A 24486-nucleotide genomic window follows, 5' to 3' on the forward strand; every position below is an offset into this window, starting at 1 on the left:
TTTAAGAATGTCGGCCGAATCGAAAAAAACAAAAGAGGGATATGAATGGATAAAAAAATCTTTTCATCGTGTATATCCTCGACTAAACTACATAAGAAGAGAACAAAATGAACGGATCCATTTCTAAAATACGCACAATTCTCCCTTTATTATCGCTTTTAGCCGTCTTTTACGCACCGTATTTTCTCCTTTCTCAAGATAGAACTCCAGCGGGAACCTCCGTCACCGGTAAACCGAGCGAAGAAAAAAGAGAATTGAGAGTTTTTCTAGAGGAAGTCAGAAGAAATCTGAGGGACTCGGGATACAATGTAGAAAAAAAGCACCAGTTCAATGGCGCAGTTTTTAAAGGGAACTCGGTGATTTATAAGATTCATCTTCCTTCCATCCAAGAAGACGGAACTCAAAAATACAAATTAGGAATCGGCCTTGCGCACGATGATGCCGCTCATTCTTTCCTTGTTCAGATTTATAGAAGTGATAAAAAAGATAAGAAGATCGCTCCGATTTTTTCAGCTTACGCGGATCCCGTCTTTTTTTACGAGTTCGATTACACGAGTTCAGGGAATCATTTTCTCGTAGAAATCACTTTAGAAGATTCCACTTTGAATGTTGCGAATTTTGAGCTATTGTTTAGCACTCTCATAAGTTATCAAGGAAATGAAAATAAGAAAGAGAGTAAAGGTCAATATAATCCGAATCAAAACAATCCCGGATTCGGACCTTCGCCTTCGATTTTGCCTAACGATACTAGGAATTATTTCGAGGTTTTTAAAAAAGAATTTTGACGTTTGAGTGTGCGAATATTAAGATATTTGAAAAAACGTTTTAGAATCAATATATAAAAAAAGATCTCTAAGACCGGAGATACAAAGCAAGTGTTAAGAAAAGACGGAAGTCCCCTTTATCCGTTAAATAGGGACTATAAAAATTCTCGAGAAAGAATTTTAGAGGGAGCGGCAATCGCCTTCTCTAAAAAAGGATTTCATGGAACGTCCTTACGAGAAATCAGCAAAGAATGTGGTTTAGAACAACCTAGTATCTATCATCATTTCCATTCCAAAGAAAATCTTTTTAGGAAGGCGCTCATCGCGACGCATCTTCTCATTCTCAATGAAATTAGAAGAAGGGTCGTTCGTGACAAAGGACTTCACAAAGAAGTAATTTCCATTTTTAGAGCAATCGCGTTAACAGCCAAAGAATACCCCGATAAAGCCAGACTTCCTTTTAGTTTAATCTATTCTGCACCCGTAAATTTGCAAAATGAATACACGGAACGATACGGAAGTCAGTATAGGAGATTGCTTGAAGTAGCTTTTGAAAGAAACGAATTGATTCAGAGGAAGGAAGAGAAACTTTCCCTCTGTGTGGACCTTCTCCATAGTTTGGTTTTAGCATGTTCCGTGGAGGCTTTGTATCTGGACCGAGTTCGTGGTCTTGAGGAACGGATCGAGTTGATCTTGGGGATTTAGGGTCGGAACTCCGGACTATGATTTACCGGACGAGGACGGGGTAAAAGGGGATTTCGCTGTGGAAAAAAGTCGGAACTCCGTGTAATTTTTACAAAAAAACCTTCATCGCCGTGCTCTCCGCGAGAACTTCTCGGAACCGTTTCCGGTATGAGCGGACAAAATAAAAAGACAAATAGGTTCTTCCATGAAAAGCAATTAAAAGGCTCAAGAAGAGCGAATTATTTTACTGCAGATTTTTATGTTCCTTTGCAACTTTACCCTTATGCTTTAGAAAAAATCAAAAAGCATAAAAGTCTCAGTGCCTACCTTGAGATTCTCTTAAACGAGTATAAAGAAGAAGCAATTCAAACGCAGAAACCGAATTCCTTAGAAAGAATCTCTTATCAGAAGAAATCGCAAGATCTAAAAAGAATCTGATTTCGCCCTAAAGCAAAAGACTGGGCGGAACTCCGAACAATAGCGAGGTATTTAGGAATTTCAATGTGCAAAACCTTCGTTCTTCTTTTAGAAATGGAAAGAAGAGAAGAAAAAGGAATTTCTTTCAAAATATCCGAGAGAGCAAAATATAGAATTCAGAGCCTAATTCAAAAATTCTCCCATAAAAGAGATCAAATAACATTTGAATTGATTGTAGATTGGTAAAAGAATAACTTCCACAACGTAAAAGAAGGAAATATCTTGATAAAATCGGGTTTAAGCATCTATAATAGAAACTCTGAATCAAAAGATACAAATTCCATCGTTTCGTTTAAAGAGAATGAGCAACCATGCCGCTAAAAGACCCAAAACCTGAACTTATAAAGTTATATTCTTCGATCGGAAAAATCATCACTTCTTCTTTGGAGCAACAGGAAATCCTGGATGCAGTCATGGAAGAAGTGCGATTGTTTTTCAGCCCTGAAAACTGGAGCCTCATGAGATATGACGAGAGTTCGGAAGAATTATTCTTTCTTATCGCCGAAGGTCTTGATCTAGAAAGAATTAAAAATATCCGACTGAAATTCGGAGAAGGAATCGCAGGATCCGTCGTAGAAACGAAAAGTCCTGTCTTTGTGGAAAACGCGAAAAACGATCCACGATTCTCCTCAAAAGTGGATGAGAGAACCGGTTTCGAAACAAAGACGATCATCGCTGTTCCAATGATTTTTAGAGGCCAAGTTCACGGAGTAATCGAGCTTATCAATCGGTTCGACGGTTCCTCATTTACTCAGGAAGACTTAGTGATTCTTCAGACGATAGCTGACTTTACCGCGATCTCATTAGTCCATTCGAATCAATATGAAGAAACAAAGACACTTGCTTTTCGAGATGCTCTGACCGGCGTTTTTAATAGAAACAAACTGAATCATCTCAAAGAAGAATGGTCTGGAAGAAGAATGGAAGACCAACTTGCTCTTGTAGCTCTACTCGATCTCAATGATTTTAAGATTATCAATGACACCTATGGGCACAAAACAGGAGATCAAGTTCTTTGCCGTTTCGCAAATATTCTTCGATACGTAATTCGAGGGACGGATAAGATTTTTAGAATCGGGGGAGATGAATTCTTAGTCCTTGTTCAACATGAGAATCGGGAAAAGATTCTCCAAACTCAGGAAAGATTTCATGAAGCTATGTCAATTCTCTTGAGAAAATGTAAGGAAAACAATCCTCCTTTTCACTTTACTTGGGGAATGTCGGTCGGTTCTCTCCAGAAATTAGAAGATCTTATTCATGAGGCCGATCTCTCTATGTATGCTTCAAAGGACTAAGATTTTTTTTGTGTCGGAATTCCGGAGAAGAGACTCTTCACGAAATATCGCCGAAATATTCGATTTCTCTCTTTAAGAGAACACCGCTTTGCCGAAAAACCCTATCAAGGACGAGTTCAATCAAATAATTCACGTCTGAGGCGGTTGCAGTTCCAAGATTTACAATAAAATTGCAGTGTTCAGGAGAGATTTGGGCTCCTCCTTTGACGGCGCCTCTTAGACCGGCTTGATCGATGAGTTCCCAAGCTTTGATTTCCTTTCCGTCTTCCTTAAAAATTTTAGGATTCTTAAAGACCGAACCCGCGCTTTTCTTATTCTCAGGTTGAGAAGAATTCCTTCTTTCTCTCTTTTCTTTTAAAGATTCTTCGATTTCTTCTAAATCTCCTTCCTTCAAGAGAATCTCAATTCCAAGAATAATAGAATCCTTTCTATTTAAGAATTCAGTAAAACGATAGCCGTGTTCCACCTCGCTAGGCTTTCTCTTTAACACTTCTCCATTTCTTAAGAATTCAACATTTCGGATGAGATCAAAAAGTTCTCCGCCGTAACAACCCGCATTTTGAATGACTGCGCCTCCGGTCCAACCGGGAATCGTGCTTAAAAACTCTGCCCCTGTAAAACCGGCTTGGGAAATCTGCCGAAACGTCGGAGTCGTGTTGGTTGCGGCTCCAATCTGAAACGCCCCTCCTCCTAACGAATCGTATTCTTTAAATTTTCCGGAAAGCCGAAGAGTGACAAAATTGTCCGGATGATCGGAAATTAGGAGGTTCGAACCTCCTCCAAGAATTTTCCAGGGAAGTTCCATCTTTTTAAAAATCGAGAGAACTTCTAAGACCTGCTCTGAACTTTCCGGTTCTACGATGACAGGACAAATTCCGCCGATTTTAAACGAGGATAGGATGGAGAGCCGGACTTCCGACCTAAATGGAATTTTAGAAGCCTCTAATGACTCTTTTAGAAGGCGGAGCCGAGATTCGGAAAGAGCTGGGGACATATTCTTATACTCAAAAGATCCTCCCCTGCTCTCTCCTGCAAGAAAAAGAACTCAAGGAGTTTGGAGGTTTGATTCGATCCTTATAAAGAGAGGTGACTTATGTTTTTTCTCTTACTTGAATCCATTTATCTAGATTTTGCTTCCGGAAGAACCGACTGGGAAACCTACTGCGAATCCGTGATCCTTCTTGCTCAAGACCAAGAAAAGCTAGCGGGTTTGGTTTAGAGACCATTCCGAAAACGGATTTGTACCGGTTTTCCGACCACTAGCTTTAACGGAGGACAGACTTAGAAACGTCCTCTTTTAGGAATTCCACAATTCTTCCGGAAAGTGTCTCCTTCGAAAGAGGGCCGATCTCCGCGACTTTCCCGGAGGGGGCGTAAATTACAACGCTTGTCTCGACCTCTCCAAAACCCTTCTCATTTTTACCGACGTAATTTCCAACGATGTAATTGAGATTCTTTGCTCTTAATTTTCCGATCGCGTGTTCTTCTAAGAAATCGGTTTCGGCCGCAAAGCCAACCAAACAGCAACCAGAAAGTTTTTTTTCCGAAATCTGAAAACCGACCGCCTTTAGAATATCTGGATTCTTCACTAACTCCAAGAGAAGGACTTCGCTCCCATCTTCCTTCTTGATCTTCGACTCCTTACTCTCTGCAGGTCGGAAGTCCGCCGGAGCCGCCGCCATGATCAAGAGCGTATCTTTCTGAATCTCGGAAAGAACTGCGTCTCTCATTTCTAAAGTCGTTTCAACACGTATCTTCTTAGAACCTTTGGGATTCTTATATTCTTCCATCACTTGACCATGGACATAGGTTACATCCTTGATCCAGTTTCCGATGGCTTCCGCGATATGAAATCCCATCTTTCCGGAAGATGCATTGGAAATATAACGAACCGGATCGATCCATTCTCTAGTAGGACCGGAGGTTATGATGGCTTTAGAAAATCCCAATTCTTTCGCGTCTCTTTTAATTATTTAAGAATTCTTTCTATACACATCGATGATCATCTTTTGAATCACCGAAATTTCGGCTAACTTTCCATATCCTTCGTCACCGCAAACAACGACTCCGTTCGTCGGATCTGCCAAAATAACTCCGTCATCGGAAAGACGTTTTAAGTTTCTCTGAACGGAAGGATGAGAATACATAAAAGGATTCATCGCAGGAGCAACGATCACAGGACAATTCGCGGCGAGATACGTTGAGGTTACAAGATCGTCCGCAATTCCGTTGGCCATTTTTCCGATAATATTCGCGGTTGCCGGAACTACGACCATAACCGAAGCGGAATTCTTCGCATCGATATGGGCCATCCCTTCTTCGTATTCGTTGACTCGAACCTTCTTACCGGTCAGAGCTTCGAAGGTAATCGGACCGATAAATTCAGTTGCGTGAGAAGTCATAATTACGGTTACGGGAAAACCTTCTTTCGTAAGGTTCCTCACGAGTTCACAAGTTTTGTAAGCCGCGATACTTCCTGAAACCGCAATTAATATTTCTTTTCCAGGATTGGCCATTTCGGTTTTCCACTTCTACTTAGATTTAGACTGCGCCTTGTTATTGAGGCTTCCTCTTGTAAAACGAACGGAAAGAATCTTATTTCCTTCCATTTTTTCCACGGTGAGAGTTCCGGACTGAAGAGAAATGGTGGAACCTTCCTGAGGCATATCCTCCAATCTCCCGAGAATAAAACCCGCGATCGTGCGAATATCGCTGATCTCCTCGTCTTGAACACCGATAAGAATTTCCTTGAGATCATCCAACTCAGCTTCTCCGTCGATCGCAAAGCTATCCGAATGTTGTGCCGGAAACGGATCGGTCTCATGATCGTCGGTTTCGTCCCGGATCTGACCGAAAATCTCTTCTATGATATCTTCTAAAGTCAGGAGACCGGAAACACCGCCGTATTCATCGATGACGATCGCCATATGTTGTTTGTTTTCTCTCAGCTTCTGCATCACTTTTTCAATCGAAAGGCCTTCCGGAACGAAGATCGGGGGTTGCATGATCGCGGTAACTTTTTCCTTTCTTCCCTTTTTGGAATTGGAAAGCCAAGTGAGATAAGTTTGCACGTGAATAATCCCAATGATCTTATCCGTGTTTCCTTCATAAATTGGATATCTTGAGAAATGATGTTCCGCAATGATTGAAATCAAAGAATCCATCGTAGTTTCGTGTGGAATCCCGATGATACTCAGACGATGAGTCATTACGTCCTTCGCCTGATGTTCGGAAAATTGAAACGTATTTTGAATGATCTGAAATTCTTCCTGATCGATTTTTCCCTGTTTATTCTGTTCTTCGATGATGATCATTAATTCTTCGGGAGAATGCATCATTCTACTTTTATTTTCCTGAATTCCCATCAACTTGAGAAGCAAGGAAGTAAGCGCGTTTAAAAAGAAAGTAATCGGGTAAAACGTATAATAAAAGAAGAATAGAGGAATGCTGATAAAGAGGGCGATTTTTTCCGTATTCTGAATCGCGATCGTCTTAGGGAGAAGTTCTCCGAGAAGAATGTGCAAGAAGGTGATGATCGTAAACGAAACCGTGATCGCCAAACCGTGAATAGTCGCTTCGCTCGTGGAATAACCGAACATTTCCAGGAAAAATGTCAGCCATCTTGAAACGTATCCTTCGCCGACCCAACCTAACAAAAGACTTGCGACCGTAATTCCGACCTGACAAACGGACAACATATCGTTGAGCTTTTGAGCGGCTCTTTTGGTAATCAACGCGAGGGGACGATTTTCCTTGATCAATTCTTCCAAACGAGACGGGCGAATCGAAACCAAAGCGAATTCTGCGGAAACGAAAAATCCGTTCGCAAATATTAAGAGAACGATGATGAAAAAGCCGATTAGTTCCATGTTTGGAGGATAGAGATTAGAGCGGATCTAAGTTTATTTGATTTTAGAATGAGCCGTGTTTCGGAAGAAAAAGAACGGAAAGCTGATATCGTTGGAGTGTAGAACTGACTACCTTCGGGGTCCATGTGAGTTTACTGGATAGAGTCCTTAAATTGGCGAAAAATGTCGATCGTTTAAAAGAAAAAAAACCGTACATTTTTTTATAATCAACGTTTATAAAAAGAGATAAAGTAAGTATGATTTGGCCTATTCGATGTGTTTTCGAATCCGAATTCCTCGAAAAGAAGATTCCGGCTCGCTCGTCTCTTGCGAAAGTTTTTCCAAAAGGTTTATGTCCGATTCTGAATTCAAGTCCAAGGATTTGATATAATACATACGATGAACGCCGGAATTAATCCAAAAGGAAACCCAATCTAAAAAATCTTCCGACCGCCCCTTCCAACCGTTTCCACTCAAAGAATCTCTCGTAAAAATCAATCTCTGAGGAGTGTTTCTAAAATCGTAACGCCGGTGTAACCTCGAAAAACGAATCGGATCTTCCCCGCAGGTCCAGGCGTATTCGTTCAAACTTTCCGGAGAATTATTCTCCACTTTTAGATTCCAGACCATCATCGAGTGACTTCCTGTTAAAAGTTTGTTTCCTTCGAAATAGGCAGAACCGATCTTCTCGAAGTTCGGTTTAACGGGAGAATCTGCGCTCTTACAATCACCGATGTACACTCTTTCTATCTTCGTCTGATCTTCTTTCTTGCTGAATTTGGTAAACAGTCGGAAGTCGATGTCCGGAAATTCTTTCTTGAGATAATCGAAAGATTCCATTCCAGCTACGTTCAAATAAATTTGAACGCTATCGCTTTTGGAAGATGATTCCACCAAAGCCTTGAGCATCGTCTGCACGGTAAATGAGGAAGCAGACTCGGAAGGGATTTCTTTCAAATCCAATTCTTGCGAATCCGCGGGTTTCCAGAAGATGTAAGTTCTTTTGTCTCTTACAAAAACGCTTAGGACCGGGATATGCGATTTTTTGATCTCTTGGTTTCGAAACGGATCGAATTCTTCCAATAACCGAGTCACTTCGGCTTTTCGAATTTCGGATCGACTTGAAGTTAAGTGTTCCTTTGGTCCCGGATAAAATCCTCTAAAGGAAGAAATTCTCCTGCTCGTATCGATGATGGAAACTAACGTGTTCGGATAAGCGTTATTTCCCATCACATCTTTTTGTTCGAGTCTTGATAAGAATCCGAGAAGTTCGATCGTATGACCGTGTGTGATGTAGTAGTTGATCGCGGCGTCCGTGAATTCCCTCAAACCGTAAACCGCCGGAAGATAATTTTTCAACTGCAGAAGCATATCGTCCGGTCTTCTCTGAATCGTAATCGCGATCGCCTGATCCAAAGCGCCCTTCACCGTTTTTAAGGATCTCGATTCTTTATGAGAATAAAAAAGACCCGTCAATCGAATCCATTCTTCCGTATAAACCGGATCCGCGGATTTTAGAATCCCGTACGCTTTCGTAAATTCGATGATCGCTTTTCGAAGATCATTCTTCTTATAATGAATAAATCCGTTCAAAAGCGTGGAAGAATATTCCACCCTCTTCCATCCTTTACTCTGAGCGAGGAACGTAATTTCCGTCGCCATTTTTCCGGCGACTTCCGGCTCGTCGTTCATAAGAATCTGAATGATTCTCAAACGGGTAAACAGATCGTCTTCGGTTAAATTCTTCGGAGTCGAAACGGACTTCAGTGCATCGACTGCCTTGAAAGAACTTTTCGTTCTCCAAATCGCCATCGAAATCAAATCCCGCGCGCTGTTGATCGAAATCGGCTCTCCCAAAAACGGATTGAGAATCGTAGAAGACCATTCTAAAAAATCCAAATTGAGATAATAATCCAGAGACTTTTTATAATCCTGATTGAGATAAGCAATGGTGCCTAACTTTAAATAAAGATGATTTTTATAAGGAGTTCTCAAGTCGGGATGATATTTAAGAATATAATCCAATACTTTTTCGGCGGAAACGAGATCTCCTCCGATCAGATAGTAGTAAGCGAGCTTTTCATAGGAATAACCGATGATTCTTCCGCTTAAATTTTCGGAGATGATAAGAATTTTCTGAAAATGAACCGCTTCTCTGGACAGGCCTAATTCAGCGAGTTGGTCCGCGATATTGAAGATAAAATTACTTAAGAAAGGAATGTATTTCAGTTCCGGATCTTCCAAAAACGGAGCGAGGGTTCTGTTTAAATTTAGATATTCCCTTTCGTGGGACTTGGCTTCGACTTTAAAATCTTCGAGATATTTTTTTAGACGCAGAGTCTTACAAAGCGAATAGAATACGTTCTTTCGGGAACACTTTAGATTTTCCGGCGATTTTTTCTCGAATACGGAAGAATCAAATCCTTCCGCAAGTTCCTTTAAATACGGATTTTTTTCGTTCTTTGCGAATTGTGAAAGAAGATTTCGAGAAGAATCTTTTGAATTAAAGTTTATCTCTTTTAGAATTCTTAATAAGATTCCTCCAAGAGCCAACTCCGGTTCCGCGTTCGCAGTAAGTTTTAAAATGGCTTCATAACGTCTAACGTCTTTGTTGAGAATATAGTATTCTCCTGCGTAAAAAAGAAAATCAGATTTTTCTAATAGACTTAGACTTTCCGGAAAGGAAACGACCTCTGCATTCGATTGAAAAACGGTTCTTCCGTTGAGATTGAAAGAAAAACCGTCCGAACTTTTAGCCCATCCGAATTCTTGCTTTGTTTGAGCCGCTATCGAATGAAAAGCGCCAAGACTCAAAACGAAACAAATACAGAATTTAGAAGAAAAGAACTTCAATTTAAATCAGACGGAAACGCCTTCTCTTTTTAAATCGCGCTTCATAAGGTCTTTCACAACTTCTTTCGGATTCTTACCTTCGTAAAGCATTTTATAGACTTCGTTTGTGATCGCCATTTCTATGCCCAACTTTTGAGAAAGTTCGTAAGCGCTTTGTGTGGTCTTCACACCTTCGGCGACTTCATTCATGCTCGAAAGAATTTGTTCGAGTGTTTCTCCTTTCCCTAAACGAAATCCCACCGTACGATTTCGAGATTGTTCCCCGCAACAAGTAAGAATCAAATCTCCCATTCCCGAAGGTCCGAGAAAGGTCATCGGATCCGCTCCCAATTTCAAGCCGATCTTTGTGATTTCGTTCAAACCTCTCGTGATCAAAGCGGCTCGAGTATTTTGTCCGAACCCAAGACCGTCGCTCACTCCCGCGGCAAGCGCGATGACGTTTTTCAAAGAACCTCCGACCTCAACACCGACGACGTCCGGAGTCCAATACGTTCTAAAATATAAGAAGCTAAAGATTTCCTGAACTTTCCGAGCGGTTGCTTCATTCTTGGAAGCGATACTCACGATCGTGGGAACTTTTTGAATGATTTCTTTCGCGAAAGAAGGTCCTGAAAGATAAGAAAGATAAGCGTGATATTTTCCCGGAAGTTCCGATTCGAAGATTTCGGAAACAAGGCGTAAGGTTCCGTTTTCAATTCCCTTACTCGCAGAAACAATCGGAACTTTTTCCGGAAGATATTCTTTGATCTCTCGAAGAATTTCGGTAAGCGCATGGGAAGGAGGAGAAGATACGATCATATCTTTTCCTTGAACGACCGTTTTAAGATCCTTACTTGCCACCAGTTTTTCAGGAAGAATAAAAGTGGGAAGGTGTTTGTTGTTGATATGATCTCGGTTGATACTTTCCACCTGAGAATCGCTTCTACACCAGAGCGTAACATCGTACCCTTTATCGGCCAATAAACTTCCTAAGGCGGTACCAAAACTTCCCGATCCGATGACTCCGATTTTCATACAAACTCCTCAATCGCAATATCCGGTCGAAAAAAATTCTTTCCCCGATTGGTTCTTAAGAATCATTCCCGACTTGGAATCAATAATTTAGTTTACTCTTCTTTACCCGCAAACTATTTTTGATCTCCCATGCTCAATTTGAGGAAACTCATAGGCTTCAACCCTCTTGATCTTTTTACCGGATTTTCTTTGGAAAAAGAAAGCCAGAAGAGCAATTATAAAATTACTCTCAAACTCCATTCTTTGAATAAAATTTTAAAAAAGAAAATTTTAGAATCACAAGATCAACTGGAATCCCTTGAATTCGATTCGGGAAACGGAGTCCTCATTCTAACCGGACATTTTTCTATCAAGGGTTTGTTCTGGTCTAAATTCTTAAAAACGGATTCGGTGGATTACAACGTTACTCTCACACCGGTTCGAGTCGTTCAGAATCAAGTCCGTCTTCAAATTCAATCGTTTCGTCTTTTCAGCCATACGCCCAGAAAGATCGATCCGATTCGAATCTTTTCGAAAATCTTTCAGTTTCATAGAAGACTGATTTTAGAAACCATCGTGGAAGAAATTCCGGAGATTCTTAGACTAACGGGTGTTCGTAACGTGATCACGGTCAACATGGACACTTTTCTTTCGGAGATTCCTGACCTCGCGGGGAAAATTACGATCCAAAAAGTTATTCCGGAAAAAGGAAACGTCTTCTTGTTTGTGAAGTCGGGAACGATTCTCAAACCGCTTTTGGATTTTTTTGGTCCCGAATATATACGAATCGAACCGATTTCCGAAAATGAGGATTCTCTTCTTCTTCTGTGGAGAGACTAATGATTAGAAAGGTTGGACATTTCACAACCCGTTCCTAAACTGAGTGTACCGGGTTCTCTTTTTGTTAAGAGACTGTAGCGAAAAAGAGACGGTACAATCTCTGGATCGATAGAAATGAAAATCATTTACCTGACAGATATCCACGACGGTCTTCGAGGCTTGAAGGAAATTCTTCAGCAAACCACTGCCGATCTATATCTCTTCTCCGGAGACATTATCTACAAAGCGTTCTTCAGTACGGATCGAATCATAGAATTCTGTACGATCCAAGAAGAGATGTATCGAATCTCCAAGGATCAAAAAGAAGAAATCAACGCGTATGATTATGCGACACGGGCGATTCGATTTCCGGAAAAATATCCTGCCGATATCGTGGAAAAATCCAAAGAATACAGAACTCTCTTTCATCAAGCCGCAAAGACGATGAAGGAAAAATACGAGCTCATAGAAATCATCATTCAAAAATATGCGACGGCTCCCGTGAGAGTTCTTCCGGGCAACTACGATATCGATCTGCAATACAGCGCTCTTTATGAAAGAGACATTCATAGAAAGACCTTTGAACAAGACGGTTATAAATTTGCCGGCTATGGAGGTGCTCCGATTCTTACTTCCGGAATTCCCGAAAAGTTAGCGGTCAAATTCCACGAATACAATCGGAATGGAAAAAGTTATAGCGAACCGGAAGATTTTTTCAAAGAAGAACAACCGGACGTAGTCGTGATTCACAATCCTCCCTACGGTTTTTTAGATAAGATTCCGAACTACGGAAACGTAGGTTCTCAAGGAATCCGAAGATACTTGGACGATTATTCTCCATCTCTCGTCGTTTCCGGTCACGTTCACGAAGATCAAGGAATCGTAAAAAAAGGAAAAACCGTATTCTTAAATCCTTCCAACTTCGGCGCCGTAGATTCGATTTTCGGTTTTCAACCAGGCGGCTTCTTCTCTGAAATATTTTTAGAAAATGGGCTTGTAGAAACCGTAAAATTGAATAGACTGGTGGACCACAAAATTCGCCTGTTAATGGAAGTAGATTGCAAAGGGAATTCTCCCGCGATTAAATTTGTAAGTCAGGATTCGGAGGTGTCGGCGGAAGATTTTGTGAGAATCTAACATGACAATTCCAGCATTTAAAAACTATCCCACCATTCAAAAATTTACCGGACTCAAGCGGTATTTCCGATCACACGAAACGCATATCTCCAGAGAAAGAATCGAAGACTTTAAAAAATTCTCCAAGCTAATCAATTTTGGAGGAGACATCGTCGCATTTGATATCTTAGGTTCCCTTAACTTCGGACAAGCTACCGCGGAATCGGATACGGATATTGTGATGTACACCCGATGCGAAAACGAGAAACTGGGCGAGTGCGGAATGGAAGATTGTTATAAGATCGCCTTGTTCAAACACCTTTTTATGAATTTAGTTACGTACGAACACAGTACCAACGCTTATAAATTGGAAATTGTGGACTGCATCAATCTCAATCAATTGGAAGAGGACATCCAAACGGGAAAATCGGATTCGGAATTAGTAATACGATTTTGTTTTTATCGTTCGATTTGCCGGGGAGTAAATCGAAAACTTCTTCGAAAGTATGAAAAGGAAATCGGAGAAAACATTCCTCTTAGCGAATCTCTTGCGGAATCGATCGAAAACTGTTTTAAAGGAATCGTACAGACTTCCCAACACACATACTCTTTTCATAAATATTCGCATCGATTACAGGACAAAGGAATCGGACTTCCTCCGGGAATGGCGGCGAAAATTAAGGATTACTTGAATCAATGATTGGCTTTTTAACCGTTATGCTCTGTTTGGGAGTCGCCGCGATTTTTTTCCATCTTCTTTATTCCGTGGATACAAAACGAATCGACAAAGCGGAGAAAAAAAGAGACCAAGAAAACGGAGTTTCAAAAGAATACGGCGATCCGAAAAAAGTCTACGGGAACAATTGGGATCCGAATCTTCCCAAACCGAGAATTTGTCCGGTCTGCGGAAAGTATTTGCAGAAAACGGAATATTTATACGCGATCATTTCGGAACCTCCTTCTCCAGGAATCAAAAGACACGCAAGAATCTACGGTTGTAGATATTGTTATCTCGGTTTAGGCGAAGAAACAACCGAAGAAAAACAAAAAGCGGATTCTCAGATTCAAGATCCGGAATGGACTCCGACACAAGTAAAAGATGAAGAACTCGGTCTCTAAATCGGAAAACACAAACGCAAACTCGACGCTTCTTTCTCCGGTTACCTTGATCAAAGGAATCGGACCTTCGAAAGCCGTAGCCCTCGCGTCCATAGGAATTCACACTCTTCAGGATCTTCTCAATTTTTTTCCGAGAAGATATCTGGATCGGAATCTTACGGACAACGTCCTTTTAAAAACGGGAGAAAGTGTTACTCTCATTTTGGAAGTTGTAGACGCCTATCTCGCGCACGGAAAAAAATCAAGGCTCGTCGTGGGAGCTAAAACCAGGAACAACGAGAGAATCTCTTTGGTCTTTTTTCGCGGAGTCAATTTCTTTCAAAGAATTTTTCAACCCGGAACGACGCTCGTTGCGACAGGAAAATTGGAATTCTTTCGCGGCTTCCAACTCATTCACCCGGATTACGAAATTCTAACAAGCGCGATCAAACCAACTTATACGGTAAGTTCTGCTCCATCCAAAAAAAAAGAAACTCCTAAGGAAGCGGAAGAAGAACCGGAAGAACTTCCGGAAATGATTCACGCGGGAAGAATCATTCCTCTTTATCCCTCCGGGGAATCCTTAAAATCGGAAGGTTTGGATTCTCGTGGATTTCGGAAAATTCTTTATCTCGGGTTGGAAAAATTAAAGGGAAGAATTCCGGAAATTCTTCCCAAACAAATCATTCAGAAAAGGGAACTCGTTCCAAGAGAAGAATCCTATCGCGAAATTCATTTTCCAACGGATGAAAACGCTTTGGAAAAGGCCAGATATCGGCTCAAATACGAAGAATTGTTTTACTTCAATCTTCTCATAGAGCACAAAAAGAAAGAAAGAGAAAAGATCAGACGGGTGCTCTGGCCTTTGCCCGATTCGAAAACCGCATCGGTGATTCGAAAAAATCTTCCGTTTCAACTCACGGAAGATCAAGAATCCGCGATCCGAAAAATCCAAGAGTTGACCGCAAAAGAACAACCGGCCGCGGTCTTGTTACAAGGTGACGTGGGTTCCGGAAAAACGTTAGTCGCCCTTTTAACTGCTCTTCGTTATTTGGACAACCAAATTCAAGTCTGTATGGTCGCGCCCACGGAAATTCTCGCGAGACAACACTACCAAACCATTCTCGGTTTTTTGGGAAACATGCCTTTTTTGGGAATCGAACTCCTTGTCGGAAAGGAACCGAAAAAGAATCGATATGAAAAACTTTATCGAATCAAAAAAGGAGATACATTATTCGTCATCGGAACTCACAGCGTATTCCAAGAAGACGTTGAGTTTTTAGATCTCGGTCTTGTTATTATAGACGAACAACACAAGTTCGGAGTGGATCAAAGAGAAGCGCTTCGCTCCAAAGGAAAGAATCCGGATATTCTCGCCATGACGGCGACTCCGATTCCGAGAACTCTTTGTCTCACACTCTACGGAGATTTGGATTTACTAACGATCAAATCCAAACCCAAGGGAAGAATGCCAATTCAAACCAAATGGTTTCAGGAAGATAGAAGAGACGGAGTTTACAAATCCATTCGTAAATACGTTTCATCCGGAAGACAATGTTATATCGTTTATCCATTGGTGGAAGAATCGGAAAAGGTCGATCTCAAATCCTGTATCGAAGCCTATGAACAACTCAAACATGAAATTTTTCCAGATTTCCAAGTCGGACTCGTTCACGGTAAAATGGACACCGCGGAAAAAGATAGAGTAATGAAAGAATTTTCGAAGAATAGGATCCAAATTCTCGTATCGACGACCGTCATTGAAGTCGGAATCGACGTTCCGAATTCTACCGTAATGGTGATCGAACACGCGGATCGATTTGGGATCTCGCAACTTCATCAGCTCCGAGGTCGTGTGGGCCGAGGTGATCAGGAAAGTTTTTGTATTCTGATGACGGATTCTAAAGTTACGGACGATGCGAAAGTGAGACTCGAGGCGATGGTGAATCTATCGGACGGCTTTGCGTTATCCGAAATCGATCTTCAACTTCGCGGACCTGGAGAATTACTGGGCGTTCGTCAGAGTGGTCTTCCCGATTTCAGAATCGCAGATCTGAGAGAGGATTCTAAGTTGATTGAATTAACGAGGGAAGACGCGACGTTGTTCGGAAATCCCGGAGATTTAGAAAAGGAAGAAATTCGCGGAAGGTTTAGCGAAGGAAGATTATTATTTTCAAATTGATCTTAATACAGACGATCTGAAAGATCGCCTGTATTAAAAAACTTTTTAATAAACGTACCAGAGAACATATTCTCTCGGTTCTAAGTTACAGTTAAATCCGCCTACATTGATCGTAAGAACGTTTATCAAAAGCGCAGAGCTCGCGCAATTGTCCACATCCACTTTTTTGTAGTAACGATCTTCCTCCACTTTTGCCAACTGCGGAGAAATGATCGCAATGACTGCCGTAGAATCCGGCACAGCCACCGCTCCGATCAGTGCGCTCGTAAGAATCTGATTCTTCGCTTCACTTCCAGAGACCGTATCTGGAATGGAAAGGCCGATCGAATCAAAAAGGTAACAATTTGTAAGCAAGAGAAAAGGAATCAAGGAAGTGATGAACCACTTTTTCATTGGAAAGAATCTCCCTGAAATTTTTTTTCCTAAAAAACATGTCTTAATTTATAAGCATAGCGTTTTCCAGAATGAACACCCGACAAAAAGAAAAGAAGAACGAGTGGCAATTTCGGTTTTGGACGGAACTCCGTTTTTTTTCAGGGTACAAGGCTTGAAAGAGTCGAATCAGATTCTCCTTTTATCGAAGTTCCTACAGAAAATCGCGTAAGTATCCTTAGAATTCGAGAATCTACCGTTTCAATTTGGACGGAACTCCGGTGTATTCCCCTCTTGCTAATTTCTTAAAATAACAAATCATCAAAGTGAAACCTCAATTCATAGGAGTTCCCACAGAAATTACGAGCGAGAACCCATCCGAATCTTTTCAATGCGTCAGACACAACCTACCCCGTTGGAAATTTGGACGGAACTCCGAACACAACCCGTCTTCAAAGCTGAATTTTCCCTTTTTCTCCCATAGAAAAAACCCATTGCAGAGAAGTCCGAATTTTCCATCCTGACAACTAACTATGAAAATTCTAATTTCCATCTTTGCGATCTTAGTTATACAAAGTTCTCTCTTTTCTCAGACAGTAAATCCTCCCGGCGTTCCAAACGAATCCTATCTTCTCGGGGACTTTAAACAGGAAACGGCTTTCGTCCCCTATTCCAATCCAGGAGAATCAAGAGTTCATTATCTAAGAAAGGATGTTTTAGAAAAACTTTTAGAACTCTTTCAATCGTATCAAAGAGAGAATCCGGAAGAAAAACAAAAACCGTTTATCGTATCCGCATTCCGTTCCTTCAAAGTTCAAAAAGGAATTTGGGAGGAAAAATATACGGGGAAAAGAAAAATGAGAGCACCGATCCAAGGGAAAACTCCAGAGGAAATCATTTCCTTAATCTTAGAATTTTCCAGCGCACCGGGGACTTCCAGACATCACTGGGGAACCGATGTCGATCTAAACGCATTAGAAAATTCTTATTTTGAAAAAGGGGGAAAAGGGGAAAAATTTTATCTCTGGATGCGGGCGAACGCAAAAAGATTCGGATTTTGCCAACCTTACTCCCCGAAGAATTCGAGAGCCAATAAAGGTTATAACGAAGAAAAATGGCATTGGTCCTATGCACCCGTAGCTAACAAATTGCAAGACGAATGGGTGCGTCTCTTCAGAGAAGGAAAAATACAGTTTAAAGGAAAGTTTTCCGGGGGGGAATTCCTGCAAACTCTCCCTTTGGAATACGTAACTTCCGTGAACCCTGAGTGTAAAACAATCCGTTAATCAGGCTGGATTTTGATACACATCCCACATCGTTTTGAGAAGGGTTTTCGCGTCGCTGTATTCGGGAGACCACTTTAACAGTTGTTTTGCGAGGTTCGAAGAAGCAAGTAACTCAGCCGGATCCCCCGCTCTTCTGCCCGAAATCCTATGAGGGATCGGTTTTCCGACAACCTCTTCCGAAAGGCGAATCATTTCCAAAACAGAATAGCCGTTCTCGGATCCCAAATTAACCGTGAGAGATTTTTTCTCCGAATCCAAATATTCCAGACTCAAAATATGGGCCTTAGCAAGATCATTTACGTGAATATAATCTCGAATACAACTTCCATCCGGAGTCTCATAATCGGTTCCAAAAACTTCGAAATCCTTTCTCATTCCGGAAGCGGCTTCCATAATGATCGGAAGAAGATTTGCGGGAGTTCTTTCCAATCCCCGGATTCTTCCCTTCGGATCATAGCCGGCCGCATTAAAATAACGTAATGCCGCAAAACGAAAACCTTTTAGAGTATCGAACCACTTGAGATTTTCTTCGATCGCCAACTTCGTATGACCGTAATAATTTTCCGGTTGAAGCGGATGTTTTTCATCGATAGGAAGATATTTCGGAGCTCCGTAAACGGCGGCCGAGGAAGAAAAAATAATTTTTTTCGTTCCTGCCTTTTCCATAAAGGTAAGAAGTTTTAGAGTTCCGTTGATATTGTTCAAAGCGTATTTGGAAGGATCGGTCATGGATTCTCCCGCGGCCTTCCAAGCCGCGAAATGAAAAACCGCATCGACGGGTTTCGAAAACGCTTTTTCCAAAATCCTTTCTTCTTGGATGTTTCCCTGGATGAGTTCCACGCCCGGAAACAAATTCGCTTTGTTTCCTTTTTCTAAATTATCAACGATCAAAAGATCATGCTTCTTTTCGAGGAGAAGCGCAACTATGTGGCTCCCTATGTAACCGGCGCCCCCTGTGATTAAAATTCTCACCTGTGATCCGTAACTCCTCGATCGCTATCCCTAAAGAATTTTATAATATACTGAACCGGTTCGATAAGATTTCCTGAAGCTTCCAATTCTTCCAGAGCCTTCTTTGTTGTCAGCTTAGAATGATAAATCACTTTGTATGCGTGTTTGATCGCGTTTCTAACTTCGGGTGAGAATCCGGCGCGCTTCATTCCCACGCTGTTTAACCCGACGACCGTACTCGGATTTCCATCGACCGTGGAATACGGAGGAACGTCCTGAACGACTTTTGCGAGACCCGCGACCATCGCGTAATCTCCTACAAAGCAAAACTGGTGAACGGCGGCCAAACCGGAAATAAACGCAAAATTTCCGAGTGTCACGTGTCCTGCCAAAACACAGCCGTGCGTGAGAATATTACTGTTTCCTAAGATACAGTCGTGACCGACGTGCGAATTTCCCATAAAGTAATTTTTATTTCCGATTACGGTTGGAGAATCCTCTTTTGTTCCCTTATGAATGTTTGCGTATTCTCTGAAGATATTATGATCGCCGATAATCGTTTTTGTCAAAAGTTGCTGATTGAAACCCAGATCCTGGGGCATCACTCCGATCACTGCTCCTTGATGAAAACGGTTGAATTTTCCGATTTCGGTCCCGGCACAAATTTTAACGTGATTCTCGATCACGGTTCCTTCTTGAATGGAAACGTGTCCTTCTATGATGGAATAAGGACCGACCTCGACGGATTCGTGTAATTCCGCTCTTGAGTCGATAATCGCAGTCGGATGAATTTTCATTTAGACCTCACTTCGGTTCTAAAATACAAAAATCGACTCGGCTTTTTTGTTCAAGCTTTTAAAAGATGCCTTGAACTGATAGGTCTTTCATCGAAAAGTAGCTTGCCGAATCCTAAAAAAAAGGGATAGTTGGAACGAGGTTGTAACCATGCTTGTGGACTGGAACAGACTGGATTCTCTGAAACAGGGAGATGACGAAGAAGAAGCCGCTTGGCTCAAAGAAATGGTCGAATCTTTACTTTCCAATATGGAAATTCGTATCAAGAACATCGTTCGTTTTACGGAAGAAAAAAAAGAATCCGATCTTCAAGCCGAACTCCATCAAACCAAAGGTGTTTCTGCTAACTTCGGACTGGAAGATCTGAGAGCACTCGTGACGGACGCGGAACAGAAATTAAAATCCGGCGATTCCAACGCATCTTATGCCTTAAGTCTCAAAACACCGGCGACTTGGGAATCCACAAGAGAAGAATTGAAAAAGAAGTTCGAGATTGAATAAACGTTCTGAAAGTTTCGAATTTCTTTTCAAAAAAAATAATCTGCACACATTCTCTTAGGTTTATAGGAAAGAATTTAGGAACTCCCTTCGTTGAAACTCAACACAAAGGGAACAATCCTTCGGAAGCTAAGACAATTCCTCAAATTGTCTTAGCGCATAGAATATTAGAATTTCTTAAAGAATCAATCCCTCAGCCTTTCTATACTTTTTAAAAGTTTTCTTTGCACGATAACTTGTCGTAACAATTGAAACTCCTCATTCCTAGAAACTCAACTTACACCAAAATGTGTTCAAATAATCTTGTGAATAAAATAGAATATTTTCGAAAGCTTAATATTCTGTGATCGACTCAAAATCTGATGATTTTGGTTTGAGGAAATTGTAAGAGTTCCTACATTTTTTACGTTTAAAGTCGATTATGAACTTGAAAATTCAATTTGTGGTCGGAAGTCCGGACCCTATTTTCAAAACTCAACTTTGAAAAAAGCGGATTCATTTTCCAGGCCTCTTTATAAGAATTTCGACATCCGTTTTTCTTTTCTCCCATCAAAAATTGATGGAGTTCCCACACTTGTTTTAAAGACAAATCATAGGAAATTAGAAGGATTTTCTACAAACAAACCTCGTTGCCCGAAGATTTTCAAAACGGAGTTCCGACCTTCCCCAGCGTGAGCGGGTCGGAAGGCGCGTAAGCGTCCTCGAAGAGGACGAGCGGGAATCCGCGAGCCTGTAGACACGCGACTCGAGCGAAAGCGAAGAGGCACGCCCCAAAAGAAATCAATGAGAAAGTTCTTGTCGCTATAATCGAGGCAAAGCAAGTTCTCAATAAAAAAGGCGACTTGGAAAACTCCAAGATCGCCTTTCGGTTCAAGCTAAGGTCAAAAGTTTTTGACTTCAGATAATTTTTATTTTAGAAATTTTTCCGGGTTTTTAGTTCGAGTTTTTACTTTCCCGATTTCCGTTTCACAAAATAAGAATCCACGTCATCCGTAATCGGACGAATCGCCTCTTCGTATTTTAAAATCGACTGAACCGCTTTCTCATAGATGCTCATGAGAAGCGCCTGCGCCGCGTCGCACATCTGTTCTTTTCTAAATTCTTCTACGTGAAGGGTTTCCGTGATGGATCCATCCGGATTGAATGGAAGAGAAGCCAGAAGATTGGAGATCACGATCTTATCGTCTCCCGCAACGTGAGAAGGATCGTAAATGACCGGAAGAATCGTCTGATTTTTTACGTGAGTGATCACGTTCAAATCCGGAGTGTTTCTGCAATATCCTTCCTTGATAAAAAGAGTTTTGACTCCTCTTTCACAAAGAACTATATTCAAATTTCCTTGATTGGCGATGTATTCCGCGGCCGAGAACCATTCTACGGCTTCGTTTCCAAAGCCGCGTTTGAGAATCACAGGTTTTCCAGTTCTTCCCACCGCTTCCAAAAGTTCAAAATCCTGCGCGTTTCTCGTTCCGATCTGAATCATGTCCGCGTGTTTTGCAACTTCTTCGGCCATCGTATGATCCATCACTTCGGTTACGTAAGGAAGACCTGTTTCAGCCTTCACCTTATCCATCATCGCGATTCCTTCCCAACCAAGTCCTCTCCAGTCGGTCGGACGAGTGCGAGGTTTGAAAGCCCCGCCTCTAAAGATGATTCTATCTAAGATATTATATTTTTTACCAAGCTCTACGGCCTGTTTGGCGATCGTAAGAGTCTGTTCATAGGTTTGTGGAGAATCCGGTCCTACGATAAAGATATGTTTTCCTGTTCCGAACTTACGAACCAGTCCGTCCGGACCTTTGACTTCTACGATTCTTGTTTCTCTGTGAACCACTTCTCCGTTTTTACCGGCCGCGGTTTTTGCGATGTTTTTATATGGAATGGACACGTTCCAGATTTTTGCGACCCCGGGGAGTTCTTTGACATAGCCTTCTTTTTCGGAAACTTTGCGTGTGTCTCCTATGAAATGAATCGTATCCGATACCGCCGCGCCGCGGATGATTTCGGTTTGATTCCCGCATTCTTTTGCCAGTTCTTTGATGATGGCCTCCGTTTCTGGATGACCCTTTTCTAACTCAACTATGTCCACACTTCACTCCGAACGGGATCTTCTCCCTTTGTTATACAAGCTTCTATTGTTCCGATTATCGTCAAGAATTCATCAGAAACTATGATCTTTCCCCGGAAACTCTCCGGATTTTACTTCCCTGTGATAATTTCCCACCGCGTCCTTTACGATCGAATGCAGATTGGAAAACTTCTTTAAAAACTTAGGCTGAAAACTTGCGTCGGTTCCGAGCAAATCGTTCAAGACAAGTACTTGTCCGTCGCAGTCCGGCCCGGCTCCGATACCGATGGTCGGAACTCCGATGGTTTCACTGACTTTTTTTCCCAATTCGGCGGGAATCATTTCCAAGACCATGGAGAATGCACCGGACTCGGAAAGATTCTCCGCTTCCCGAAGAAGTTTCGCACTCGATTCTTCCCCCTTCCCTTGGATTTTATGACCTCCGAAAACGTGGACGCTCTGCGGGGTCAAACCAAGGTGACCCATCACTGGAACCCCGATTTGTTTGAGAATGGTCACTAACTCACAGATAAAGTCGGATCCACCTTCTATTTTGACTGCGTCACAGTCGGTTTCCTTCATCATTTTTCCTGCGGAGCGGATTCCGTCTTCGATCGAAGTCTGATAACTCAAGAATGGAAGATCGGCGATGATGAATTTCTCAGGCGCTCCTCTTCGAACGGCCTTGGTATGATAGATCATTTCTTCCAGAGTTACGGGAAGAGTGCTCGAATTGCCTTGAAAGACCATTCCCAAAGAATCTCCCACAAGAATGGAATCCACTTCCGTTTCATTGAGAATTTTCGCAAAACTATAATCGTAACAGGTCACAACGGAAATTTTTTCTTTCCCTTTTTTCTCAGGAGAAAAAATCTTAAGCACGTTTCTCATATTCGCCCCCCGTAAAGTGTTCGTACAAAGACGTTTCACCGATCGATTCTAAAATCTCCCGAATAAAAGGACGTGTATAAAGAGAATGGTGAGGAAGATGCAAACCTTTCGTGTGCATCGTAAGAATATCGTAAGTAAGAATGTCGATGTCGATTTCTCTCGGTCCCTTATCCTGCACTCGAACTCTTCCCATTTCTTTTTCTATCCGAAGAGTGACTTGCAACAATTCTTCCGGAGAAAAGCTGGTTTCGATTTTTATGATCTGATTTAAAAAGTCCGGTTGATCCGTGACTTCCAGCGCGACCGTGTTCAGAGGTTCCGATTCTTTGATGACTTCGATTCCGATCGTATTCTTCAATTTACGAATCGCGATTTTTAAAAACTCGGATCGATTCCCGAGATTGGATCCGAGAGAAAGAAATGCTTGTTTCAAAGTTTCCCTCCGGACTCGGAAATTTTCAATCTGTAATCGGCACATTCCAGATGAACCTCTTCGGTCATTTCTTTCAGTCTGGAATAAATTCTACCTTCCGCTTTGTCTTTCCATTCTGCCGGAGAAGTGTTCGAAGTAAGAATCGTGAGTTTTTCTTGTTCGTATCTCGCATCGATGAGATCGTATAACTTTGAATTGGACCAATCCGATTCTTTCTGAACTCCGAAGTCGTCTAACACCAATACTTCGACTTCGGCGAAAAGTGTTTCGATCGTTTTTTCCATCCCGTGAGTTTCGGAATCTTTTTGGTAAGTTTCTCTCAGAGTATTGAGAAAGTCTCTGTTGATCTTCGCATACTTGCAATTTGTCTTATATCGAAAAATGAGTTCGTTCAAGATGATACAGGCTAAAAGCGTCTTTCCGGTCCCCGGCCCGCCCCAAAGATATAACCCGTGCGGTTTAAAGTCCGGATCGTTCCATTTCTGGACGAGATCGTTCGCCCAGCTGTGTGCGATCGTAAAAGAAATTCCAACGCTTGGACCGTGATCCGTCTGATCAAGGGTTCGATATCGATACTTCGGGGGAATTCCAGATTTTTTGAATATAGTTTCTAAGTGTCCCAACTCCATTCTTGCGTTGTGACAGACACAAGGAACCATTTTGCCCAGACTTTCGTCATAGACTCTCCAAGGTGGTTTACCTTGGCAGGGACAATTCTCGGAAATACAATGACAGATCGAGAGGACCCCGGAATGAGTCCCCGGAACATGTTCGGTAAGGGAGAAACCAACACCGCCGCACTGCGGACAATTGGGGGCGCCTTCCTGAATGGGTGTGTAATTCTTAAGAATCATACTGTAGTTTCCAGTTTTTTCATCAAAAGGAGGAAGGAAAACCTTTTCTGAAAACAGAATCTGCTGGAAAAATGAAACGAATGTAGGAAAGTAGGAAACGGCTAATTCCTGTAAAATGAAAGAAAACTTTAAAAGATTCTTATTAAATTCCGGAAATGAGCCAATTATGTCCCTAACCGGGAAGAAAGCGTAAAAAAAATTCGTTCTTA

General features: G+C 41.7%; 25 protein-coding genes and 1 pseudogene. 13 read left to right on the plus strand and 13 right to left on the minus strand.

Annotated elements, in window-relative coordinates; genetic code table 11:
• Positions 1-107 precede the first annotated feature (107 nt).
• From DLM75_RS00945 to DLM75_RS00965, 5 genes and pseudogenes are all read left to right on the plus strand, one after another.
• Complete coding sequence (locus DLM75_RS00945; protein ID WP_118966697.1) at positions 108-785, plus strand: hypothetical protein; 678 nt, start codon at positions 108-110, stop codon at positions 783-785.
• A 90-nt stretch (positions 786-875) separates the two neighbouring features.
• Positions 876-1469, plus strand: a complete 594-nt coding sequence (locus tag DLM75_RS00950; RefSeq protein WP_118966698.1) for a TetR/AcrR family transcriptional regulator — start codon at positions 876-878, stop codon at positions 1467-1469.
• Positions 1470-1616: 147 nt separating this feature from the next.
• Positions 1617-1886 (plus strand): DUF1564 family protein, encoded by a 270-nt coding sequence (locus DLM75_RS00955; protein WP_118966699.1) that lies wholly within the window; start codon positions 1617-1619, stop codon positions 1884-1886.
• Positions 1887-1898: 12 nt separating this feature from the next.
• Positions 1899-2111: pseudogene (locus DLM75_RS24935) on the plus strand (DUF1564 family protein); the annotation flags it as partial.
• 125 nt (positions 2112-2236) lie between these two features.
• Positions 2237-3220 carry a sensor domain-containing diguanylate cyclase gene (locus DLM75_RS00965; RefSeq protein ID WP_118966701.1) on the plus strand — a complete coding sequence of 328 codons (984 nt, stop codon included), beginning with the start codon at positions 2237-2239 and terminating at the stop codon, positions 3218-3220.
• Between the two features lie 37 nt (positions 3221-3257).
• On the opposite strand, the gene murB is transcribed toward DLM75_RS00965, so the two are convergent.
• Complete coding sequence (gene murB / locus DLM75_RS00970) at positions 3258-4214, minus strand: UDP-N-acetylmuramate dehydrogenase (protein WP_118966702.1); 957 nt, start codon at positions 4212-4214, stop codon at positions 3258-3260.
• A 99-nt stretch (positions 4215-4313) separates the two neighbouring features.
• Here murB and DLM75_RS24815 point away from each other — a divergent pair, with 99 nt between their 5' ends.
• Positions 4314-4439 (plus strand): hypothetical protein, encoded by a 126-nt coding sequence (locus DLM75_RS24815; protein WP_010572808.1) that lies wholly within the window; start codon positions 4314-4316, stop codon positions 4437-4439.
• Positions 4440-4485: 46 nt separating this feature from the next.
• On the opposite strand, the gene DLM75_RS00975 is transcribed toward DLM75_RS24815, so the two are convergent.
• The 5 genes from DLM75_RS00975 to DLM75_RS00995 form a co-directional block, all read right to left on the minus strand.
• Positions 4486-5169, minus strand: a complete 684-nt coding sequence (locus DLM75_RS00975) for a phosphopantothenoylcysteine decarboxylase domain-containing protein (RefSeq protein ID WP_118966703.1) — start codon at positions 5167-5169, stop codon at positions 4486-4488.
• Positions 5170-5193: 24 nt separating this feature from the next.
• Complete coding sequence (locus DLM75_RS00980; protein WP_118966704.1) at positions 5194-5736, minus strand: phosphopantothenoylcysteine decarboxylase; 543 nt, start codon at positions 5734-5736, stop codon at positions 5194-5196.
• Positions 5737-5751: 15 nt separating this feature from the next.
• Positions 5752-7089 (minus strand): hemolysin family protein, encoded by a 1338-nt coding sequence (locus DLM75_RS00985; RefSeq protein WP_118966705.1) that lies wholly within the window; start codon positions 7087-7089, stop codon positions 5752-5754.
• A gap of 246 nt (positions 7090-7335) precedes the next feature.
• Complete coding sequence (locus DLM75_RS00990) at positions 7336-9921, minus strand: tetratricopeptide repeat protein (protein WP_118966706.1); 2586 nt, start codon at positions 9919-9921, stop codon at positions 7336-7338.
• A 6-nt stretch (positions 9922-9927) separates the two neighbouring features.
• On the minus strand, positions 9928-10935 hold the full coding sequence (locus DLM75_RS00995; protein WP_118966707.1) for an NAD(P)H-dependent glycerol-3-phosphate dehydrogenase: 1008 nt from the start codon (positions 10933-10935) through the stop codon (positions 9928-9930).
• Between the two features lie 129 nt (positions 10936-11064).
• Here DLM75_RS00995 and DLM75_RS01000 point away from each other — a divergent pair, with 129 nt between their 5' ends.
• The 5 genes from DLM75_RS01000 (at position 11065) to recG (ending at position 16129) form a co-directional block, all read left to right on the plus strand.
• Positions 11065-11754 carry a hypothetical protein gene (locus DLM75_RS01000; RefSeq protein ID WP_118966708.1) on the plus strand — a complete coding sequence of 230 codons (690 nt, stop codon included), beginning with the start codon at positions 11065-11067 and terminating at the stop codon, positions 11752-11754.
• Positions 11755-11868: 114 nt separating this feature from the next.
• The gene (locus DLM75_RS01005; protein ID WP_118966709.1) at positions 11869-12870 is read left to right on the plus strand and encodes a metallophosphoesterase family protein; all 1002 of its coding nucleotides are present in this window, start codon (positions 11869-11871) and stop codon (positions 12868-12870) included.
• A 1-nt stretch (position 12871) separates the two neighbouring features.
• A complete protein-coding gene (locus tag DLM75_RS01010) occupies positions 12872-13549 on the plus strand; it encodes a hypothetical protein (protein WP_118966710.1) in 678 nt (225 codons plus the stop codon).
• Positions 13546-13968 carry a hypothetical protein gene (locus DLM75_RS01015; protein WP_118966711.1) on the plus strand — a complete coding sequence of 141 codons (423 nt, stop codon included), beginning with the start codon at positions 13546-13548 and terminating at the stop codon, positions 13966-13968. The genes DLM75_RS01010 and DLM75_RS01015 overlap by 4 nt, the downstream gene beginning before the upstream one ends.
• Positions 13949-16129: an ATP-dependent DNA helicase RecG gene (recG, locus tag DLM75_RS01020; protein WP_118966712.1), complete on the plus strand. Its 2181-nt coding sequence runs from the start codon at positions 13949-13951 to the stop codon at positions 16127-16129. The genes DLM75_RS01015 and recG overlap by 20 nt, the downstream gene beginning before the upstream one ends.
• 45 nt (positions 16130-16174) lie before the next feature.
• Here the strand turns inward: recG and DLM75_RS01025 are convergent, their stop codons facing one another.
• On the minus strand, positions 16175-16522 hold the full coding sequence (locus DLM75_RS01025) for a TIGR04452 family lipoprotein (protein WP_118966713.1): 348 nt from the start codon (positions 16520-16522) through the stop codon (positions 16175-16177).
• 512 nt (positions 16523-17034) lie between these two features.
• Between DLM75_RS01025 and DLM75_RS01035 the strand changes: the two genes are divergently transcribed.
• Positions 17035-17787 carry a M15 family metallopeptidase gene (locus tag DLM75_RS01035; RefSeq protein ID WP_118966715.1) on the plus strand — a complete coding sequence of 251 codons (753 nt, stop codon included), beginning with the start codon at positions 17035-17037 and terminating at the stop codon, positions 17785-17787.
• Here the strand turns inward: DLM75_RS01035 and galE are convergent, their stop codons facing one another.
• Together galE and lpxA are read right to left on the minus strand one after the other, a co-directional pair.
• Entirely contained in the window at positions 17788-18759 is a 972-nt protein-coding gene (gene galE, locus DLM75_RS01040) for a UDP-glucose 4-epimerase GalE (RefSeq protein ID WP_118966716.1), read from the minus strand. It abuts the gene before it with no gap.
• Positions 18756-19535, minus strand: coding sequence for an acyl-ACP--UDP-N-acetylglucosamine O-acyltransferase (gene lpxA, locus DLM75_RS01045; protein ID WP_118966717.1), 780 nt, complete (start codon positions 19533-19535; stop codon positions 18756-18758). Before lpxA ends, galE begins: the two co-directional genes overlap by 4 nt.
• Before the next feature lie 148 nt (positions 19536-19683).
• On the opposite strand from lpxA, the gene DLM75_RS01050 reads away from it, so the two are divergent.
• Entirely contained in the window at positions 19684-20034 is a 351-nt protein-coding gene (locus DLM75_RS01050) for an Hpt domain-containing protein (protein WP_118966718.1), read from the plus strand.
• A 943-nt stretch (positions 20035-20977) separates the two neighbouring features.
• On the opposite strand, the gene DLM75_RS01065 is transcribed toward DLM75_RS01050, so the two are convergent.
• The 4 genes from DLM75_RS01065 to zapE all read right to left on the minus strand — a co-directional run bounded on the left by DLM75_RS01065 (position 20978) and on the right by zapE (position 24277).
• Complete coding sequence (locus DLM75_RS01065; protein ID WP_100785309.1) at positions 20978-22120, minus strand: N-acetylneuraminate synthase family protein; 1143 nt, start codon at positions 22118-22120, stop codon at positions 20978-20980.
• Positions 22121-22192: 72 nt separating this feature from the next.
• The gene (gene panB / locus DLM75_RS01070) at positions 22193-22990 is read right to left on the minus strand and encodes a 3-methyl-2-oxobutanoate hydroxymethyltransferase (RefSeq protein ID WP_118966721.1); all 798 of its coding nucleotides are present in this window, start codon (positions 22988-22990) and stop codon (positions 22193-22195) included.
• On the minus strand, positions 22974-23423 hold the full coding sequence (gene folK, locus DLM75_RS01075; RefSeq protein ID WP_118966722.1) for a 2-amino-4-hydroxy-6-hydroxymethyldihydropteridine diphosphokinase: 450 nt from the start codon (positions 23421-23423) through the stop codon (positions 22974-22976). Before folK ends, panB begins: the two co-directional genes overlap by 17 nt.
• Positions 23420-24277: an AFG1/ZapE family ATPase gene (zapE, locus tag DLM75_RS01080; protein WP_118966723.1), complete on the minus strand. Its 858-nt coding sequence runs from the start codon at positions 24275-24277 to the stop codon at positions 23420-23422. Before zapE ends, folK begins: the two co-directional genes overlap by 4 nt.
• Positions 24278-24486 lie beyond the last annotated feature (209 nt).

This window comes from Leptospira stimsonii (assembly GCF_003545885.1).
Lineage (GTDB): Bacteria > Spirochaetota > Leptospiria > Leptospirales > Leptospiraceae > Leptospira > Leptospira stimsonii.

Coding starts and splice junctions, on each gene's coding strand:
- DLM75_RS00985 (WP_118966705.1), bottom strand. CDS start 7,089: ATGGAACTAATCGGCTTTTTCATCATCGTTCTCTTAATATTTGCGAAC.
- DLM75_RS01025 (WP_118966713.1), bottom strand. CDS start 16,522: ATGAAAAAGTGGTTCATCACTTCCTTGATTCCTTTTCTCTTGCTTACA.
- DLM75_RS00980 (WP_118966704.1), bottom strand. CDS start 5,736: ATGGCCAATCCTGGAAAAGAAATATTAATTGCGGTTTCAGGAAGTATC.
- recG (WP_118966712.1), top strand. CDS start 13,949: ATGAAGAACTCGGTCTCTAAATCGGAAAACACAAACGCAAACTCGACG.
- DLM75_RS01035 (WP_118966715.1), top strand. CDS start 17,035: ATGAAAATTCTAATTTCCATCTTTGCGATCTTAGTTATACAAAGTTCT.
- DLM75_RS24815 (WP_010572808.1), top strand. CDS start 4,314: ATGTTTTTTCTCTTACTTGAATCCATTTATCTAGATTTTGCTTCCGGA.
- DLM75_RS01015 (WP_118966711.1), top strand. CDS start 13,546: ATGATTGGCTTTTTAACCGTTATGCTCTGTTTGGGAGTCGCCGCGATT.
- DLM75_RS00965 (WP_118966701.1), top strand. CDS start 2,237: ATGCCGCTAAAAGACCCAAAACCTGAACTTATAAAGTTATATTCTTCG.
- DLM75_RS01010 (WP_118966710.1), top strand. CDS start 12,872: ATGACAATTCCAGCATTTAAAAACTATCCCACCATTCAAAAATTTACC.
- DLM75_RS01005 (WP_118966709.1), top strand. CDS start 11,869: ATGAAAATCATTTACCTGACAGATATCCACGACGGTCTTCGAGGCTTG.
- DLM75_RS01050 (WP_118966718.1), top strand. CDS start 19,684: ATGCTTGTGGACTGGAACAGACTGGATTCTCTGAAACAGGGAGATGAC.
- DLM75_RS00995 (WP_118966707.1), bottom strand. CDS start 10,935: ATGAAAATCGGAGTCATCGGATCGGGAAGTTTTGGTACCGCCTTAGGA.
- lpxA (WP_118966717.1), bottom strand. CDS start 19,535: ATGAAAATTCATCCGACTGCGATTATCGACTCAAGAGCGGAATTACAC.
- DLM75_RS00945 (WP_118966697.1), top strand. CDS start 108: ATGAACGGATCCATTTCTAAAATACGCACAATTCTCCCTTTATTATCG.
- DLM75_RS01000 (WP_118966708.1), top strand. CDS start 11,065: ATGCTCAATTTGAGGAAACTCATAGGCTTCAACCCTCTTGATCTTTTT.
- zapE (WP_118966723.1), bottom strand. CDS start 24,277: ATGATTCTTAAGAATTACACACCCATTCAGGAAGGCGCCCCCAATTGT.
- panB (WP_118966721.1), bottom strand. CDS start 22,990: ATGAGAAACGTGCTTAAGATTTTTTCTCCTGAGAAAAAAGGGAAAGAA.
- murB (WP_118966702.1), bottom strand. CDS start 4,214: ATGTCCCCAGCTCTTTCCGAATCTCGGCTCCGCCTTCTAAAAGAGTCA.
- DLM75_RS00955 (WP_118966699.1), top strand. CDS start 1,617: ATGAGCGGACAAAATAAAAAGACAAATAGGTTCTTCCATGAAAAGCAA.